The organism is Maribacter aquimaris (assembly GCF_014596745.1).
Classification (GTDB): domain Bacteria; phylum Bacteroidota; class Bacteroidia; order Flavobacteriales; family Flavobacteriaceae; genus Maribacter_A; species Maribacter_A aquimaris.
This window is the reverse complement of the sequence record NZ_JABTCF010000008.1, coordinates 216,218-233,087: the sequence shown is the minus strand read 5'-3', so window position 1 is coordinate 233,087 and position 16,870 is coordinate 216,218. Positions and strand designations below refer to the sequence as shown.

11 protein-coding genes and 1 pseudogene are annotated in these 16,870 nt (G+C 36.1%); all 12 read left to right on the top strand.

Annotation, left to right across the window (positions count from 1 at the left end; all coding sequences use genetic code 11):
• The first annotated feature begins 659 nt into the window (after positions 1 to 659).
• A complete protein-coding gene (locus HPE56_RS13625; protein WP_188244302.1) occupies positions 660 to 1,658 on the top strand; it encodes an SDR family oxidoreductase in 999 nt (332 codons plus the stop codon).
• Between the two features lie 5 nt (positions 1,659 to 1,663).
• Complete coding sequence (locus tag HPE56_RS13620; protein ID WP_188244301.1) at positions 1,664 to 2,992, top strand: UDP-glucose dehydrogenase family protein; 1,329 nt, start codon at positions 1,664 to 1,666, stop codon at positions 2,990 to 2,992.
• A gap of 7 nt (positions 2,993 to 2,999) precedes the next feature.
• On the top strand, positions 3,000 to 4,280 hold the full coding sequence (locus tag HPE56_RS13615) for a nucleotide sugar dehydrogenase (protein WP_188244300.1): 1,281 nt from the start codon (positions 3,000 to 3,002) through the stop codon (positions 4,278 to 4,280).
• Between the two features lie 622 nt (positions 4,281 to 4,902).
• Positions 4,903 to 6,351 (top strand): MBOAT family O-acyltransferase, encoded by a 1,449-nt coding sequence (locus tag HPE56_RS13610; protein ID WP_188244299.1) that lies wholly within the window; start codon positions 4,903 to 4,905, stop codon positions 6,349 to 6,351.
• Between the two features lie 3 nt (positions 6,352 to 6,354).
• Entirely contained in the window at positions 6,355 to 7,356 is a 1,002-nt protein-coding gene (locus HPE56_RS13605) for a hypothetical protein (RefSeq protein ID WP_188244298.1), read from the top strand.
• 246 nt (positions 7,357 to 7,602) lie between these two features.
• The gene (locus HPE56_RS13600; RefSeq protein ID WP_188244297.1) at positions 7,603 to 8,790 is read left to right on the top strand and encodes an O-antigen ligase family protein; all 1,188 of its coding nucleotides are present in this window, start codon (positions 7,603 to 7,605) and stop codon (positions 8,788 to 8,790) included.
• Between the two features lie 536 nt (positions 8,791 to 9,326).
• Positions 9,327 to 11,390, top strand: coding sequence for a hypothetical protein (locus HPE56_RS13595; RefSeq protein ID WP_188244296.1), 2,064 nt, complete (start codon positions 9,327 to 9,329; stop codon positions 11,388 to 11,390).
• A gap of 691 nt (positions 11,391 to 12,081) precedes the next feature.
• Positions 12,082 to 13,188 carry a glycosyltransferase gene (locus HPE56_RS13590; protein ID WP_188244295.1) on the top strand — a complete coding sequence of 369 codons (1,107 nt, stop codon included), beginning with the start codon at positions 12,082 to 12,084 and terminating at the stop codon, positions 13,186 to 13,188.
• 695 nt (positions 13,189 to 13,883) lie between these two features.
• Positions 13,884 to 14,192 (top strand): annotated as a pseudogene (locus HPE56_RS20665) (CatB-related O-acetyltransferase); the annotation flags it as partial.
• Positions 14,193 to 14,233: 41 nt separating this feature from the next.
• The gene (locus HPE56_RS13580) at positions 14,234 to 15,364 is read left to right on the top strand and encodes a glycosyltransferase (protein ID WP_188244293.1); all 1,131 of its coding nucleotides are present in this window, start codon (positions 14,234 to 14,236) and stop codon (positions 15,362 to 15,364) included.
• A 49-nt stretch (positions 15,365 to 15,413) separates the two neighbouring features.
• Positions 15,414 to 16,418 (top strand): polysaccharide biosynthesis protein, encoded by a 1,005-nt coding sequence (locus tag HPE56_RS13575; protein WP_188244292.1) that lies wholly within the window; start codon positions 15,414 to 15,416, stop codon positions 16,416 to 16,418.
• On the top strand, positions 16,419 to 16,847 hold the full coding sequence (locus tag HPE56_RS13570) for a cupin domain-containing protein (RefSeq protein ID WP_188244291.1): 429 nt from the start codon (positions 16,419 to 16,421) through the stop codon (positions 16,845 to 16,847).
• Positions 16,848 to 16,870: the final 23 nt, after the last annotated feature.

Sequence of the window (16,870 nt, the reverse complement as noted above, 5' to 3'; positions counted from 1 at the left end):
GTCATTTCGAAGGAGGCACGACTGAGAAATCGCATTACGGCGAGTAAAAATCCTAAAAAGCTCATTGTAATTGAAAAGCAGGATGTGATTCCTCAATATGCATTCGGAATGACCTCCCAGTCATTTCGCAGGAGGAACGACTGAGAAATCACATTACGGCGAGCAAAAATCTCAAAATAATACATTATAATTAAAAATCAGGATGTGATTTCCCTATACATTCGGAATGACCTCCCAGTCATTTCGAAGGAGGAACGACTGAGAAATCGCATTACGGCGAGTCAAAATCTTTAAAAGCATATTGTAGTTAAAAATCATGATGTGATTCCCCTATACATTCGGAATGACTTCCCCAACATTTCGAAGGAGGCACGACTGAGAAATCGCATTAAGCCAAGATTAGCCACCACCTAATCAATGACGTGTAGCATCCACAAGATTAAAAAGTATGTATTGCACTATTCTGGAATTTATTGCGTTACCCTCTTAAAACAAGCGACAACCAATTTTCAAATGTCATAATTACAGATAAATTATTCAATGTCACTTAATATTCCATTGCTGTATTCATTTCAACGGGTTTTAAGGCACTTTAAATTAAATGATCTGCTTTTTCAAATTCTTTTACGGACATTTGCAGCTTAAAATTTTTAATACATATGGATATCTCCAAACTTGGGTTACATTCAAAACATCACATTTTGGTTACTGGTGGGGCCGGTTTTATTGGCTCGAACCTTTGTGAAGCCCTTGTTGCCAATGGCAATGAAGTTACCTGTTTGGATAATTTTGCGACAGGGAAAAGAGAGAATATAGTCCAATTACAACCATACAGGAATTTCAAGCTTATAGAAGGGGATATTCGGAACATGGAAGATTGCCGAAAGGCTTGCAAGAATATAGACTATGTCTTGCATCAAGCAGCTTTGGGATCTGTTCCAAGATCGATCAACGACCCTATTACGTCCAATGATGTCAATGTTTCCGGTTTTTTAAATATGCTGGTTGCCGCTAGGGACGCCAAAGTAAAGCGCTTTACCTATGCAGCAAGTTCATCGACATACGGGGATTCTAAAAATATGCCCAAAGTAGAGGAAATTATAGGTAAACCTTTATCTCCCTATGCCATTACCAAATATGTGAACGAGTTGTATGCGGATATATTCAGTAAGACCTATGGCTTGGAAACCATTGGCCTCAGGTACTTCAATGTATTTGGGCGCAAACAGGATCCGAATGGCGCCTATGCCGCCGTGATTCCCAAATTCGTGATGCAATTGATGTGTCACGAATCACCGACAATTAATGGGGATGGTACGTATTCCAGGGATTTCACGTATATTGATAATGTTATTGAAATGAACATTCGATCGATGGCCACCACTCATAAAGAAGCTGTTAACACGGTATACAATGTAGCCTATGGGGAGCGAACCGAATTAAATGAATTAGTTAACCTCCTTAAAGAATATTTAAGTGTTTTTGATGGAAGAATCAAAAACATACCTATTCTATATGGTCCTGGTCGGCAAGGGGACGTCCCCCATAGCCTAGCCTCCATTGAAAAAGCGAAATTAATGATGGGCTACGACCCACAATTCGATATAAAAACTGGATTAAAAGAAGCAGTATCTTGGTACTGGAATAACTTAAAATAAAAAAAATGAATTTAACGGTAATCGGAACTGGTTATGTTGGTTTGGTAAGTGGCACTTGTTTTGCTGAAATGGGTAATAGGGTCACCTGTATTGATGTAGATGAGAAAAAAATAAAGGGTTTAAAGGAGGGAATTATTCCTATATATGAACCTGGTCTTGAAGCCATGGTAAAACGAAACATTGAAGGCGAAACCCTTCATTTCAGTACTGATTTAGGCGAACATCTTAAGAAATGTGATATTGCCTTTATTGCTGTGGGCACTCCCATGGGAGATGATGGTTCTGCCGATTTACAATACGTACTACAAGTCGCCAAGGAAATTGGACAACATATGCAACATTCCTTGATTATAGTTGATAAATCGACGGTTCCTGTGGGTACAGCCGATAAAGTACGGCAAGCGATCCAGAATGAACTGGAAAAAAGAAAACTGAATATTGAATTTCACGTGGTATCCAATCCTGAATTTTTAAAGGAAGGCGACGCTATCAGTGATTTTATGAAACCTGATCGCGTAGTGGTGGGTTCCGATGATGAATCAGCCACTAAAAAAATGCGCACCCTATACAGTCCTTTCTTTAGAAGCAGTATGGATCGATTGATTACGATGGATGTACGTTCGGCTGAAATGACGAAATATGTCGCCAATGCCATGTTGGCCACCAAAATATCCTTTATGAATGAAGTGGCCAATATATGCGAATTGGTCGGGGCCGATGTCAACAAAGTGCGTATCGGTATAGGCTCCGATAGTCGCATTGGTTATAGTTTTATCTATCCCGGAAGTGGGTATGGTGGATCTTGTTTTCCCAAAGATGTAAAAGCCCTAAAAAGAACGGCCCAGGAACATGGTTATACCGCTGATTTGATCAGTGCTGTGGAAGATGTTAACGACCGACAGAAAATGGTTATCGCCAAGAAAGTAGTAGATCGTTTTGGAGCAGACCTTACGGGCAAAACATTTGCCATATGGGGCTTGGCCTTTAAACCGCAAACAGATGATATGCGTGAAGCACCTGCCATATATATTATTAAGGATTTAGTAGAGCGAGGTGCGAAAGTCCAAGCTTATGATCCCAAAGCTATGGATGAAGCACAACATTTTTACTTAAAAGATCTTCCTGCTGTCTCCTACTACCATTCAAAATACGAAACCCTACAGGGTGCCGATGCCATGATTCTATTGACCGAATGGAAGGAGTTCAGATCACCTGATTTTGAGGAATTGAAACAACAGCTCAATACCCCTATCGTATTTGATGGTCGTAATCAATACAATGATCAAATGATGCAAGATCTTGGTTTTGAATATTTTCAAATTGGAAAGAAATGATTGGATTATGAACGAACCCAAAATCGGGGTAATCGGTCTGGGGTATGTAGGCTTACCCCTAGCACGCTTGTTTGCCACCCAATACCCTGTCATTGGTTTTGACATTAATCAAAATCGGATTTCCGAATTGCAATCCGGAAAAGATTGCACTCTGGAAATTGATGACACCCTTTTGACCCAAGTATTACGACAAGGTCCAGAGATGGCATCCGGACTATTTTGCACCCATAAAATAGATGACCTTCTAGATTGCAATTTTTATATCATTACGGTCCCTACCCCTGTTGACAGTACCCATCGCCCGGTATTGACCCCGTTGTACAAAGCCAGTGAGACCGTGGGCAGGGCATTGAAAAAAGGAGACATCGTAATTTATGAATCCACCGTTTATCCGGGGGCCACGGAAGAAGAATGTGTCCCTGTCCTTGAAAAAACAAGTGGTTTGATTTATAATGAAGATTTTTTTGTGGGTTATTCACCAGAACGTATCAATCCGGGCGATAAGGAACATACTATTGATAAAATCCTTAAAGTAACCTCTGGTTCAACCCCGGAAACAGCCAGAATAATAGATCGATTATACGCTTCGGTCATCACGGCAGGCACCCATCTTGCCCCCTCTATAAAGGTAGCAGAAGCTGCAAAGGTTATCGAGAATTCCCAACGGGATATCAATATTGCTTTTGTCAATGAACTGGCCAAAATATTCAATTTGATGCACATTGATACGCATGCAGTGTTGGAAGCGGCCGGTACCAAATGGAATTTTCTTCCCTTTAAACCAGGATTGGTCGGTGGACATTGTATCGGGGTTGACCCTTATTATTTGGCTCAGAAAGCCCAGGAATACGGTTATCATCCAGAAATTATATTGACAGGCCGGAGAATGAACGATGGAATGGGTCATTATATCGCCTCGGAAGTGGTGAAATTGATGGTCCAAAAAGACATTAAGGTCAAAGGTTCTAAAATATTGGTCTTGGGCATCACCTTTAAGGAAAATTGTCCGGACGTCCGAAATACCAAAGCTGTGGATCTGATAACCAACTTAAAAAGTTACGGGGCCGAAGTAACGGTATACGACCCTTGGGCGTCCCCAGAAGCGGTTAAATTGGAATACGACTTGACCTCCACCAAAGAAAAACCTAGTGACATCTATGACGCTGTCGTACTTACGGTTGCCCATTCGGAATTCTTAAATCTGAATCTTAGGAGTATGCTGACCCAATATGGGGTGCTCTATGATGTCAAGGGTATAGTTAAGGAACGTGTTGACGCCAGGCTTTGATCCCTATATTCATTCTTAAATGGATATCTCTTGTATTAACGAAAATCACTCTTTAATATTAAATTTATTCTGCTTATAGTATCCATGAAAAATAGATTATCCGTTGTTTGGACCATCTTAACGATATACTCTTCGTTTCATCCCAGATATTCTTTACATGCCTATAAATTACCCTAATTTTGGCCGTGGACTAAAGAATGGACGATAGTGCCCAGAAAACAACAAAATAAAATCAAAAATATTTTACTTTTATGGAATCACAAACATAAACCCCGCTACTTAAAGGAGTATCAGTTTTATAGTGATTCCTTGATTTCTAAAATTCGCACGTTCCCATTACAATATTCCGGCAGTAAGCAAGTTAATGTTTTTGAGAATCAAATGAACCTTATAAAACCAAGGAAAAAAGAAAAAAGATTATACGATGAAAAGTATAACCGGAATGTATTATTTTCACAAAATAAGGTTTTCAATATTCTGTACAAATTGACTATCTCAAAAAGTGTCATAGACAATAAGTTCTCCCAAAGCATATTATACCAATACAATCCATATTCTATTATTGAAAATATGGCGAAAGTATCGACAACACAATTAATTTAAATCAGAATACGATAATTAGATGCTCTTTAACTCCCTTGACTTTGCGATTTTCCTTCCAATTGTTTTCGTACTCTATTGGTTTGTGACCAACAAAAACCTGAAGCTTCAGAATCTACTGATCGTAGTTGCCAGTTACGTTTTTTATGGTTGGTGGGACTGGAGGTTCCTTTCGTTGATTCTTTTTAGCACCATTGTCGATTATACCGTCGGAAGAAAATTAAGGACAACAGAAGACCAAAGCAAAAGAAAAATCCTATTATGGACGAGTATTTTGGTAAACCTCGGATTTTTAGGATTTTTTAAATACTATAATTTTTTCCTGGACAATTTTATTGCCGCTTTTTCCTTTTTTGGGAAAGAGATAACCGTCAACTCCTTAAACATAATACTACCTGTTGGCATAAGTTTTTACACTTTTCAGACATTGAGCTACACCATAGATGTCTATAAACGTAAACTTGAGCCCACAAAGGATTTTATAGCTTTTTCCGCTTTTGTCAGCTTCTTTCCCCAATTGGTGGCAGGACCAATCGAAAGGGCAACGCACCTGCTCCCTCAATTTTATAAAAAAAGAACCTTCGATTACGCCAAAGCGGTTGATGGCATGCGTCAAATTTTATGGGGATTGTTCAAAAAAGTGGTCATTGCGGATAACTGTGCTGAATTTGCCAATCAAATATTCAACAATTCAGCCGATATGAACGGAAGTACCCTGGTCCTGGGAGCGATCTTTTTCACCTTCCAGATCTATGGTGATTTTTCAGGATATTCCGATATAGCCATAGGGACATCCCGATTATTCGGATTTGACTTAATGCAGAATTTCAACTTCCCCTACTTTTCTAGGGATATCGCGGAATTTTGGAGACGATGGCATATTTCGCTCTCCACTTGGTTTAGGGATTATCTATACATTCCTTTAGGTGGCAGTCGGGGTGGTACTTGGATGAAGGTCAGGAACACTTTCATTATTTTTATCGTCAGTGGTTTTTGGCACGGTGCAAACTGGACCTTCATTGTCTGGGGAGCTTTGAATGCCATATATTTCCTTCCCCTGCTTTTGACCAACAATAACCGCAACAATTTGGAGACCGTGGCCCAAGGAAGATACCTACCCGGTATCAAAGAATTTTCCCTTATGGTATTGACCTTTGGACTGACCGTTTTTGCATGGATATTTTTCAGGGCGGAGAATATTGGTCATGCCATGGCCTACATCTCGGAAATATTTTCCTCTTCTTTATTTGAAATTCCCAATTTTGCTCAAAAAGGAGATGCTTTGACCGTCTTAAAGCTTATTTGTTTGTTTATACTCATCGAATGGATTGGACGGGAGGGGCAATATGCAATTGAAAAAATTGGATTGAAATGGAATCGTATAATGAGACATTTGATGTACTATTCAATAATTTTACTGATTATTTGGTTTGGCGGCAATGAACAACAGTTTATTTATTTCCAATTTTAGCCTATGAAAAGATTTATTCGTAATATACTAGTATTCATCCTACCCGTAATTATTCTGACCTTATTGGTTATTTGGTTGGATTTTTTCAAAGTATTTGGGTTTCAGGATTATTATGCGACCCAGACCATTGGTTTGAATCGTGAAATGATCACGACCAAAACATTCAATCATTACAGGGAAGAAGAGAACTTTGATTCCTTTATTTTTGGAAGTTCAAGGTCACAAGCCTATAAATGCGAAAATTGGGCACCCTATTTACCAGAGAACTCCAAACCTTTTCATTTTGATGCTTCGGGTGAGGGCATATGGGGGATTTCAAAAAAAATAGAATACATAGATGAACTTGGGGATACCATTAAAAATGCTTTGGTATTGATTGACAGGGATGTCTTAAGGATAACCGACATACGGGATGGACACTTATTCATTTCCATGCCCTGTGTTTCAAAACAATCAGAAGTTGATTATTACGGCGCTTTTTTAAAGGCGTCCTTAAATCCGAAATTCTTGATATCCTATTTGGATTATACGATATTCAAAACCCATAGAGGCTATATGGGCCCTTTGATCAACCCTAACAAATTTGGCCATACGGTTAACGATAAAAATGGTGATATTTGGTATGGTGTTAATAAGGAAATCAAAGAGGACTCTTTGGGCTATTACAACAAGCAGCTGAACAAAGGTGTATTTTACGAAAGACCAGTGGCAGAACCTATTAAATGTGCAGTTACAGAAAAGGAAATAACCCAATTGAACAGTATAAAAGCGATATTCAACAAACACAATACCAATTACAAGATTGTTATTGGCCCAACATACGATCAAGTACCAATGGAAGAAGAACAATTGAAATTGTTGCAACAGATATTCGGGAAAGAAAATATTTATGATTTTTCAGGAAAGAATGTTTTTTCAGAACCGATTTCCAATTTTTATGAATCCGTTCATTACAAACCACATGTCGCGAATAAAATTATGGAATTGGTATATAAAAGCAATTAATTTATAAACTTTGAATTGACGAAGTTTACAATTAAAACCAACAATTAAACAGTCTATTATACTTTGTTATATGAAAAGCCTTTAAGATCATCTTCCTATGTTATTTGAAAATACTATATTGCCAAAAAATGCCCTATGTTTAATTCTCTGTTTTAATTCCCTTCTGTCGTCGTCTTCCAAAAATTAGCACTGAATGTATTTGTCAATAATTAACACCCTCAGAATTACACTACAAAATCAGTCAAAATGAATATCCAGCTTTTAAACAGACTCAGACCTTTCATAGGCTTTTTATTGATGGCGACCATTGTCTTGTATTATGCCGGACTGCATTGGGGCCTTCAGTCATTGGGCTTCGGTATTTTATTTCCTTTAACATTCGTTATTACATTAGCCATAGACAAATCGGCATCAATATTCCAAAGGCAAGAGATGTTATTGTTTTTGCTTTTTTTAATATTTTCATTTGTAGCGGTCTTTTATCCCAACATTGATTTTGAAAAATTCAATTTTACCATTACGAAAATCCTAGCGGCCTTTATGGGGGCCTACATCGGTATTGGTCTTTGTAATAAATTGGATTTGGAGGATTACTTTCATATTGCCTATATTTTGGTCCTCATCTTAATAATATTCGCCGAGTACAGCTTGGGTACTTTTAATCCCGTTACCTTCTATGCGCCTTCTGCAGCTCGCAGTGATTTTTTATACAATGCCAATTATTATTCTTATATAGCACTTTTTGCCAATTTTTCTGTTTTTAGGTTGCACCTCAAATACAGGAATACGTGGACGCTCGGGGGATTGATTGTAATACCTATCTTAGCAATAGCCATTTCCTTTACCACCCAATCAAGATCTGGTTTGATTTTTATTATCCTTATTAATGCCTTGTTCTGGTTTTGGGTCAATAAAACTAAAATCAGGAACCCTATCTATGCCATCTTCCGAAAGGTACTAATGTTTCTGATTTCTCTTGCCTTTGTATTACAATTCATAAATATCTATACTAATTCAAGTATTGAAAACCGTATGTCTTCCACCTCTAATGAGGAGTCACGAGGGCAACTTATCAAAAGGGGGATTGAGGTTTTCTTAGACCATCCAATTACCGGTGTGGGTGCGGGCAATTTTATTAATTATAGCCCAACCCGACATATGACGCATAACAATTATACAGAAGCCTTAGTGGAACATGGTTTTTTTATTGGATTATTGATAATCGCCGTCTTTTTTCTGCCTTTCTTTAAGTCCTTTAGATTGTATTTGACAAACAAATCGAACCCGGAATACAAATTAAGTCTGTTGTTCTTTTTTATTTTTTTGCTCTTTAACAACATCTATGTTTTTTACCGGGCAAGTAATTCCATGATGTTCTTTTTCCTTATGATAGGCATACACTATAAGTTATTGGAGACAAAAAATCAGGAATAGTAATCCTCTTTTCATTTATCTAAGTTGCTCTACTTTGGACTGGGACCGTGCTCAAACAATATCTATTCGATGGATTTTTATACTATTTAAAAAAACAGGAGGGCCTTTCTTTTAAGAAAGACCACACAACAATTAAAAAATATCTTGAGAGGTACTTGATTAGAGGCATGGAACCTTTTTTCTGTCAAATAGTAACTTTTCTAAACAACTACAGACTTAAATTGATGAAATAATCAATCAATAATCCTATATTTTATTTCCGGATTATAGACACCCCTTCCCTATAAACCAAACTGTGTCCAACATATTAATTAATTTCCATCTTAATAATTCTTACTACAATTGTTAAAAAAAGAGGTAGTTCATCGAATAAACCATCGACAAAAATCCAAGTCACGGTATTCGTCCGTATTAGGATTAATACAAAAGATGCATTTCATCGAAAATAACATGAATTTCATCGGACTATATTAAATTTTAAATAGATTTGTTAAACCCAAATGATAATTGTTATCGCACTTAATCCCAAATTACCCATGAATTTTAAAACACTAGCCCCACTAAAAGTGTTCCTACTTAGCATTTTTATTGTTTCCCAATTTTCCTGTTCCAAGGATTCCGACCTAATAACGGACTATGTTCTGTCTGAAACCCAAAACACCTTGGATTTAAGTGAACTCATTCTTGACGATACCTTTTTCATTAACTCAAGAGAAAGTATCACCCTGGATGTCTTAGCCAATGATGGCTTCGAAAATGTAGAAAACGTAATCATTACGGAAACATCAGAGCCTGAAAACGGCACGGTTGTTATTAATACGGACAACACCCTCACCTACACACCGGAAACAACCACCAGCACGTCTGCAGAAACGACCCCTGACACTCCCATAGAAACCACTCCTGAGACGACTGAGGAAATTGAAGACACCTTTACCTATACAACCGAGGTGGTCAATGAAGATGAAACCGTATCCACAGGAACCGGAAATGTAACGGTTACTTCTGAAAATAAAGCGCCCATTACCGGTGACAACGTATATTATGTTACAATAACTGGAAAAGCTAACAATAATGGTCGATCGGAGGCAACGGCTTGGAGTATTCAACATGCCTTCGCTACTGCAGTTGCAGGTGATGTCGTCTATGTAAAAGCCGGGAATTATGCTTCAGTGAATATAACTTCTAAAAGAAGTGGAACAAGTGGCAACCCGATCAAGTTTATCGGTTACAATACTACCCCTGGTGATATTACCGCCACCAATGGGCCAACATATACAAAAGACGATTGGTTGGAAAATGGACAAGATTTACCCGATAATATAATGCCTCACTTGGAAGCTAATCCAATAAATCAAATCCCTGAAAGTGCAGATAGGGGATTTGTCATTAACCATTCACACATTGAACTTCACAATTTTATGTTGAGTGAATATAGAGTTGGCATTCAGGTATCTTCTAGTAATGTTATTTTAGACAACATTATAGGGTTTCAATTTGGCAACTGGTCTCGTAATAGTAATTGCTGGAATAATGCTGGTGTATATGGATGTGATAATGGTACAGGTTATGGAATTTACACCACCAAAGCTAATAATGTTAACATTTCAAATACATTGATAATAGATGCAGGATTAGCTGCCTATTTTCCAACCTTTTCGGAGAACATAAATATTTCATGGTCCGAAGCATATGCTTATAATGGAGGTAATGGCTCGGATTATTTGTTCGATTACTTCAATACTTCCAATTCGTCTATAACTGATTGTTATGCAGAAAGAACTTACAAGGATGAAGTTAATCATCGTTCTAGGGCATTAATCTTTCAAGCTGCCTCAGACAATAATATTTTGGAAAGATTTAAAGCTAAAAATGCCAGAATTCAAGTCGAAAATTCGAGAAACAATGTATTAAGGGATGTATATTCTGAAGGTGCTCAAGGTCTTATGAATAGTGGCGGCCTTCAATTATTTGGGCAATCAGATAATAATTTATTCATTAATTGGGAAATGACAGGAGAAGGAATTCAATTCCTTGGTATTACTGGAGCAGAAAACCAAAGAACCCCTCATACCTCGTCTGGTGATAATAATTATTTTATCAACTTTATTATTCGGGATTTACCTGCTTTTAATGGAAATGCGTTAGTCAGTTTTCATAGATTGGATGCCGCGGGTACGAATTTAACGGGTGGCACTAATTATATTATAGGTTTGACTGCGGATAATTTTCCTTGGATAATAAACGCTAACAGAGCTGGAACTATCCATTTTTACAATTCATCATTTAGCAATGGAACGAAAGCAACCATCGATACATACTATTCCGGTTATAATAATGCTACAGGTTCATATAAAGCAACTTTCACCAACTGTAATGATTACAACAATGCCTTTCCTGCTATTGCAGGCACTAATATAACGACGAATAATCCTTCTTTTAAAAATATCGCCGACAATGATTTCTCCTTACAACCAAATAGTCCTTTAAAAGATATAGGTATGGACGGTAGTACATTAAAAACGGAAGCCGCTTATGATATCTTAGGCAAAGCTAGAGGATCCAATGGAGGATATGATATAGGAGCCTACGAATATTAATATACTCAAAAAGTAATTATTATTTGAGTTAACAACAAAGTTGTATTCAAACCATAATTGGTTACCACAAAAGAATTACAAAAGGATACCTAGATTATTTTGGGTATCCTATTTTTTTTTAATGAGATTGTGTGAAAATAATATGGTTTACATTGACACGATGATACCGTCCCATGAAACACCTTATGTTATTAATCACTTGGAGTTACATGATTAGATGAAAAGTGGACCATTTTCAATATTATCTACTTGATTATTTCTCATTGATGTTCATTTTAATTTCTTGTAGAATTCCTAAAATTGTTAAAATCTACATAATGAAAAGTATGAAGATAGATATTACCTCCACCTTTGTTTACTTATTCATCTTATTATGGTTGAAATTCAATGAAACTGCAAAATTTCAGTTGCTAAAATCGTCTACTTTTTTTGCTTACAAATCACATTGAATGATATAGATCTTGCGAAGCCCCTTTAAGATATTTTTTTAATAAAAAAGTATTCGCTATAATACTTCCCTAGAAACCTCGAATCAAATTTGGTTCACATTCAAACATACTTTTATATATCTTATATTTAACCATTATAACAAATTACCTTTTAGTTATAATATAAAAACTATAATAAGGCACTTTTTTATAACAATCAACGTTTCTGAAGTATTAACTTAGAATTCTAAAACTTTGAACTTGTGAATAGAAATTTACCAAATATTGCCTTCTTATTGGGAAGTACATGTTCTCATGGAGGTATTGAAAGGGTCACATCACTTTTAGCCAGTACATTTGCCGAAAAAGCAATAGCAGAAATACATGCCGTGGCATTTCAACCTAGAGATCGTGAACAAGTGTATGAATGGAGTGAAAAAGTTACTTTCTTCGAGCTCATGAAAGAAAGGAAATCCATGAAATCCGGTATTTTTAAAGCTGTCCCTAAATTAAGAAAATATCTTAAAAATAATAGCATTGATATACTTATCGTTTGTGGTCATTTATGTTGCCCTTTAGGTGGCTTTTCCGTTTTGGGAACAAATACAAAGATGATTTATTGGTCCCATTCAAGTTATTACGGGGAGGTGAATCATTTTAAAAGAATAAATGAACATATAGGGGCAATTTGTTCTAAAGTAGTTATTTCTTTAACAAAGGCTGATAAACTTAATTATCGAAAAAAAACATTGGCAAAAAAGGTAACTCAAATATACAATCCCATTGATGAAAACCTATTTCTAAAAAGTTCCCCTTACAATCCAAATACCAATAAAATTATCAGTGTAGGCCGATTAGATCATCCAAAAAATTTCGAAAGCTATTTATTGGAGGTTGCCCAAATGGTGTTATCTAAAAACCCGGAATATACTTGGCATATTTATGGCAAAGGTAGTTTACATGATCTTATCAAGGAAAATATTGATAAACTTGGTTTAACTGGGAAAGTAATTCTTGAAGGTAATGTTACTGATTTATATGAGCAGTATTCCAAATATTCCCTTATGGTGATGACCTCTTCATATGAAGGATTCCCCATGAGTTTATTGGAAGGGATGGTCAATAAACTACCATTGGTCAGTTTTGATATTCAGACCGGACCTAATGAAATAATACAAAACGACAAGAGTGGATTTTTAATAGTTCCTTACGATCGCCCCAATATGGCAAAAAAAATACAAGAGTTGATTGATTGTCAAGATCTGCGGATTAATTTTTCAAGGGCTAGTGAAATATTGATCAATCAATATAAAATGGACACTGTCTTAAAAAAATGGACGAAATTATTAAACAACTTAATCGATAATTAAATTTAAAACTACATTGCCCCCTTTCTTGGGATTATTTATTTAATTTCCATAAAACTAAATGATTGATAAGCTTCATTTAAATTTAAATTAACTCTAATACTTCAATTTGTCGGAGGTTATATTTTTTTTATATCCTTAACTAATCTAGTTCATTTCACCGAATAAAATGTAGAACACCTCAAAAATATGTATGCCAATTAAAATATTGAATATACTTTTATAACTTAATTCTAAAAAAACACCCCTTGTCTTAGAAAAATGCATTTAAAATATCTACCTTATTATTACTATGGTTTTCTTCCATTCGAAGAACTAAATTTTGACTTAATCTTTATTAAATACTTTAATACCTTTAAATGAGTTATATTAAATCTATTTTCTCAATCAAAAAAGTAACGCATAAAGCGGTATCGTTTTTCGCATATTGGGATACTGCCTCTTCTTTTACTAAGTTTTCGGAAATAAGGTGGTTTGCCAAATTACATCATTCACATATTGGGAAGTATACGCGTGTTAATGCTTTTTGTCAATTCGCATGGGTTACCATAGGTAACTTTTCTGCTATCGGAAAGAATACTGTAATGGGTCTAGGCAGACATCCACTAAATTACGCCTCTACCCAGTCTATTTTTTACAAAAACAACAACATGAAGAACGATTGGGTAAGGGAAATTGATTTCGAGGAGGCCTTACCTATAAGTGTTGGAAATGATGTTTGGGTAGGACGAAATTGTACGGTAATGGATGGAGTTACCATTGGTGACGGAGCTGTGATTGCCACTGGTGCCATAGTTACAAAAGACGTCCCACCCTATGCTATAGCTGGAGGAGTACCTGCAAAGGTAATAAAATATAGATTTAGTAAAGATATCATTGATCGTTTATTGGAAATAAAATGGTGGGATTTCAGTGATGATGAAATTCAAAAAAACATTGATTTTTTTAGAGAACCAGAAATTGATTTAAACATCTTGGAAAAATATTTTCCTAAGGAGATTAAATAAACATAATATCTTGACTATTAAATTAAACCAACCTACCAAACATGACTTATAAAATTGCCATGATTCCTATGATATCCCCATTATATCGTCTTTACGTATGGGATAATATGAATAGTCTAGAAAACCTTGATTTTACTTTCTACCTAGAATCAGAAAACACACATAGTAATATTGAGTATATACCATTGGAAACACTCAATGAGAAATTCAAGTGGATAGAAATTAAGAATGTATTTTTTAAAAAAGAATTTTATTGGCAAAAAAAAGTATTTAACTCTATATTCAAAGAGTATGATGCCATTATTTTTAGTGGAAATCCAAGGGGAATGAGCACTTGGATTACTAGTATATTAGCAAGGATATTGGGAAAGAAAGTATATTTTTGGACACATGGTATGTATGGTAAAGAAGGGAAAATTGAAATGTTTATCAAGAAACTCTTTTTTTCTATTCCAAATGGTATTTTTTTATATGAAAACCATTCTAAGCAGATATTACAATCACAAGGAATAAACAAAAACAATTTACATGTGATTTATAATTCCTTGGATTATGATTTTCACAAAGAACAAAGGAATAAAAAAATAGAAAAAGGGGTGTTCAAGAAACACTTTAATAATGATTCCCCAGTATTACTGTTCATTGGTCGGTTAACCCCACAAAAAAAACTAAATCAATTATTCGAAGCCATTAAACTAATTGAAAGTGATACTCAAAAATTTAATGTAGTACTGATTGGGGATGGGGAGGAAATGGATAATTTAAAAACTCTTTCAAGTAGCATTAAATCCCAAACATGGTTCTATGGTTCCTGTTATGATGAATCTATTTTATCGGATTTAATATTTGAATCAGATTTATGTATATCACCAGGAAATGTCGGTTTAACAGTAATTCATTGTTTTAGTTATGGAACCCCTGTAATTACCCATGGTAATTTCGCATATCAAATGCCCGAGGCAGAGGCCATTATTCCAGGCAAAAATGGTGATTACTTTGAAATGGATTCAATAAAAGATTTAGGCGAAAAAATCCATAAATGGTTCGACCCGAATAACACTAAGAATAGGAATGAAATCAGGAAAAATTGCTATAAAGTAATAGATGAAAAATATAATCCCTACTATCAATCAAATTTAATAGAAACAGTTTTACAACGTGATTTAAATTGACAAAGAAATCACAAAAACAGAGTTAATATAAAATAAATCAAGGTCTATCATGTTCAAAAACAAAACACTACTCATTACAGGCGGTACTGGTTCCTTTGGGAACGCGGTGTTAAACCGGTTTTTAGAAACCAATATAAAGGAAATACGCATTTTTAGTCGGGATGAAAAAAAACAGGACGATATGCGAAACCAACTCAAAAATGAGAAGGTGAAGTTTTATATTGGTGATGTACGTGATTATAACAGTATCGACAAAGCCATGCGCGGCGTTGATTATGTGTTTCATGCTGCAGCCCTTAAACAAGTACCTTCGTGTGAGTTTTTCCCCATAGAAGCCGCAAAAACCAATGTGTTCGGCACCCAAAACACCATTGATGCCGCAGTCGCCAATGGCGTAAAACGCATTATTTGCCTTAGTACCGATAAGGCCGCTTATCCTATTAACGCCATGGGAATCAGCAAGGCTTTAATGGAAAAAGTGGCAGTGGCAGCTTCACGAAATATCCAGGATGATAATACCATTGTATGCTTAACGCGTTATGGGAATGTCATGGCTTCCAGGGGTTCGGTCATCCCTTTATTTGTAAAGCAAATCGAAGAGAAAACACCCCTAACCGTAACCGACCCCAATATGACCCGTTTTCTGATGTCTTTGGAAGATGCTGTGGATTTAGTGCTTTTTGCTTTTAAACATGGGAACCAAGGCGATCTTTTCGTCAACAAGGCCCCTGCCAGTACCATTGGCGATTTGGCCAAAGCCGTTAAAAGTATTTTTAATGCGGATAATGAGATCAAGGTCATTGGCACCCGACATGGTGAAAAGTTGTATGAAACCCTGTGTACCAGGGAAGAAATGCAAAAAGCCGAGGATATGGGGGAATTTTACAGAATACCCGCAGATAATCGCGATCTGAATTACAGTCGATATTTCTCGGAAGGGGAAACGGATATCAGTATTATTGCCGATTACCACTCACACAATACGACCCAACTTACGGATGAAGAGTTAAAACAAACACTGTTAAACCTCGACTACATTAAAGAAAATCTTTAAATGGTTTACCATAAACTGATTTCCGGAGCAACATTTACAGATGAAAGGGGACAACTGAACTTTTTCAATGCTTTTGATATGGCGTCGATTGTCAGGGTCTATGAGATAAAACATGACAATATTGATATCATAAGGGCATGGCAGGCGCATAAAAATGAAATGAAATGGTTCTATTGCCATACGGGGGCTTTTGTAATGCAACTTATAGAAATAGATGATTTTAAGCAGCCGTCGGCCCTGTTGAAACCTAAAAGAATTGTTTTGGAAGCTAAAAACCCCACGATATTGGAATTATCCGGAGGGTATGCTACCGGGTTCAAGGCCATTGAAGAAGGTTCGACCTTACAGGTATTTTCCGATTTCAGCCTGAATGAATCAAAAAACGATGATTTTCGTTACCCTATCGAAAAATGGGAGGCAGAATGGTAATTGCTAATTAAAATGTAGTTCTT

Bases quoted from the DNA above. Each gene is read 5' to 3' on its own strand.
- HPE56_RS13605 (WP_188244298.1), top strand. From the start codon at position 6,355: ATGAAAAGATTTATTCGTAATATACTAGTATTCATCCTACCCGTAATT.
- HPE56_RS13580 (WP_188244293.1), top strand. From the start codon at position 14,234: ATGACTTATAAAATTGCCATGATTCCTATGATATCCCCATTATATCGT.
- HPE56_RS13615 (WP_188244300.1), top strand. From the start codon at position 3,000: ATGAACGAACCCAAAATCGGGGTAATCGGTCTGGGGTATGTAGGCTTA.
- HPE56_RS13600 (WP_188244297.1), top strand. From the start codon at position 7,603: ATGAATATCCAGCTTTTAAACAGACTCAGACCTTTCATAGGCTTTTTA.
- HPE56_RS13575 (WP_188244292.1), top strand. From the start codon at position 15,414: ATGTTCAAAAACAAAACACTACTCATTACAGGCGGTACTGGTTCCTTT.
- HPE56_RS13625 (WP_188244302.1), top strand. From the start codon at position 660: ATGGATATCTCCAAACTTGGGTTACATTCAAAACATCACATTTTGGTT.
- HPE56_RS13620 (WP_188244301.1), top strand. From the start codon at position 1,664: ATGAATTTAACGGTAATCGGAACTGGTTATGTTGGTTTGGTAAGTGGC.
- HPE56_RS13570 (WP_188244291.1), top strand. From the start codon at position 16,419: ATGGTTTACCATAAACTGATTTCCGGAGCAACATTTACAGATGAAAGG.
- HPE56_RS13595 (WP_188244296.1), top strand. From the start codon at position 9,327: ATGAATTTTAAAACACTAGCCCCACTAAAAGTGTTCCTACTTAGCATT.
- HPE56_RS13610 (WP_188244299.1), top strand. From the start codon at position 4,903: ATGCTCTTTAACTCCCTTGACTTTGCGATTTTCCTTCCAATTGTTTTC.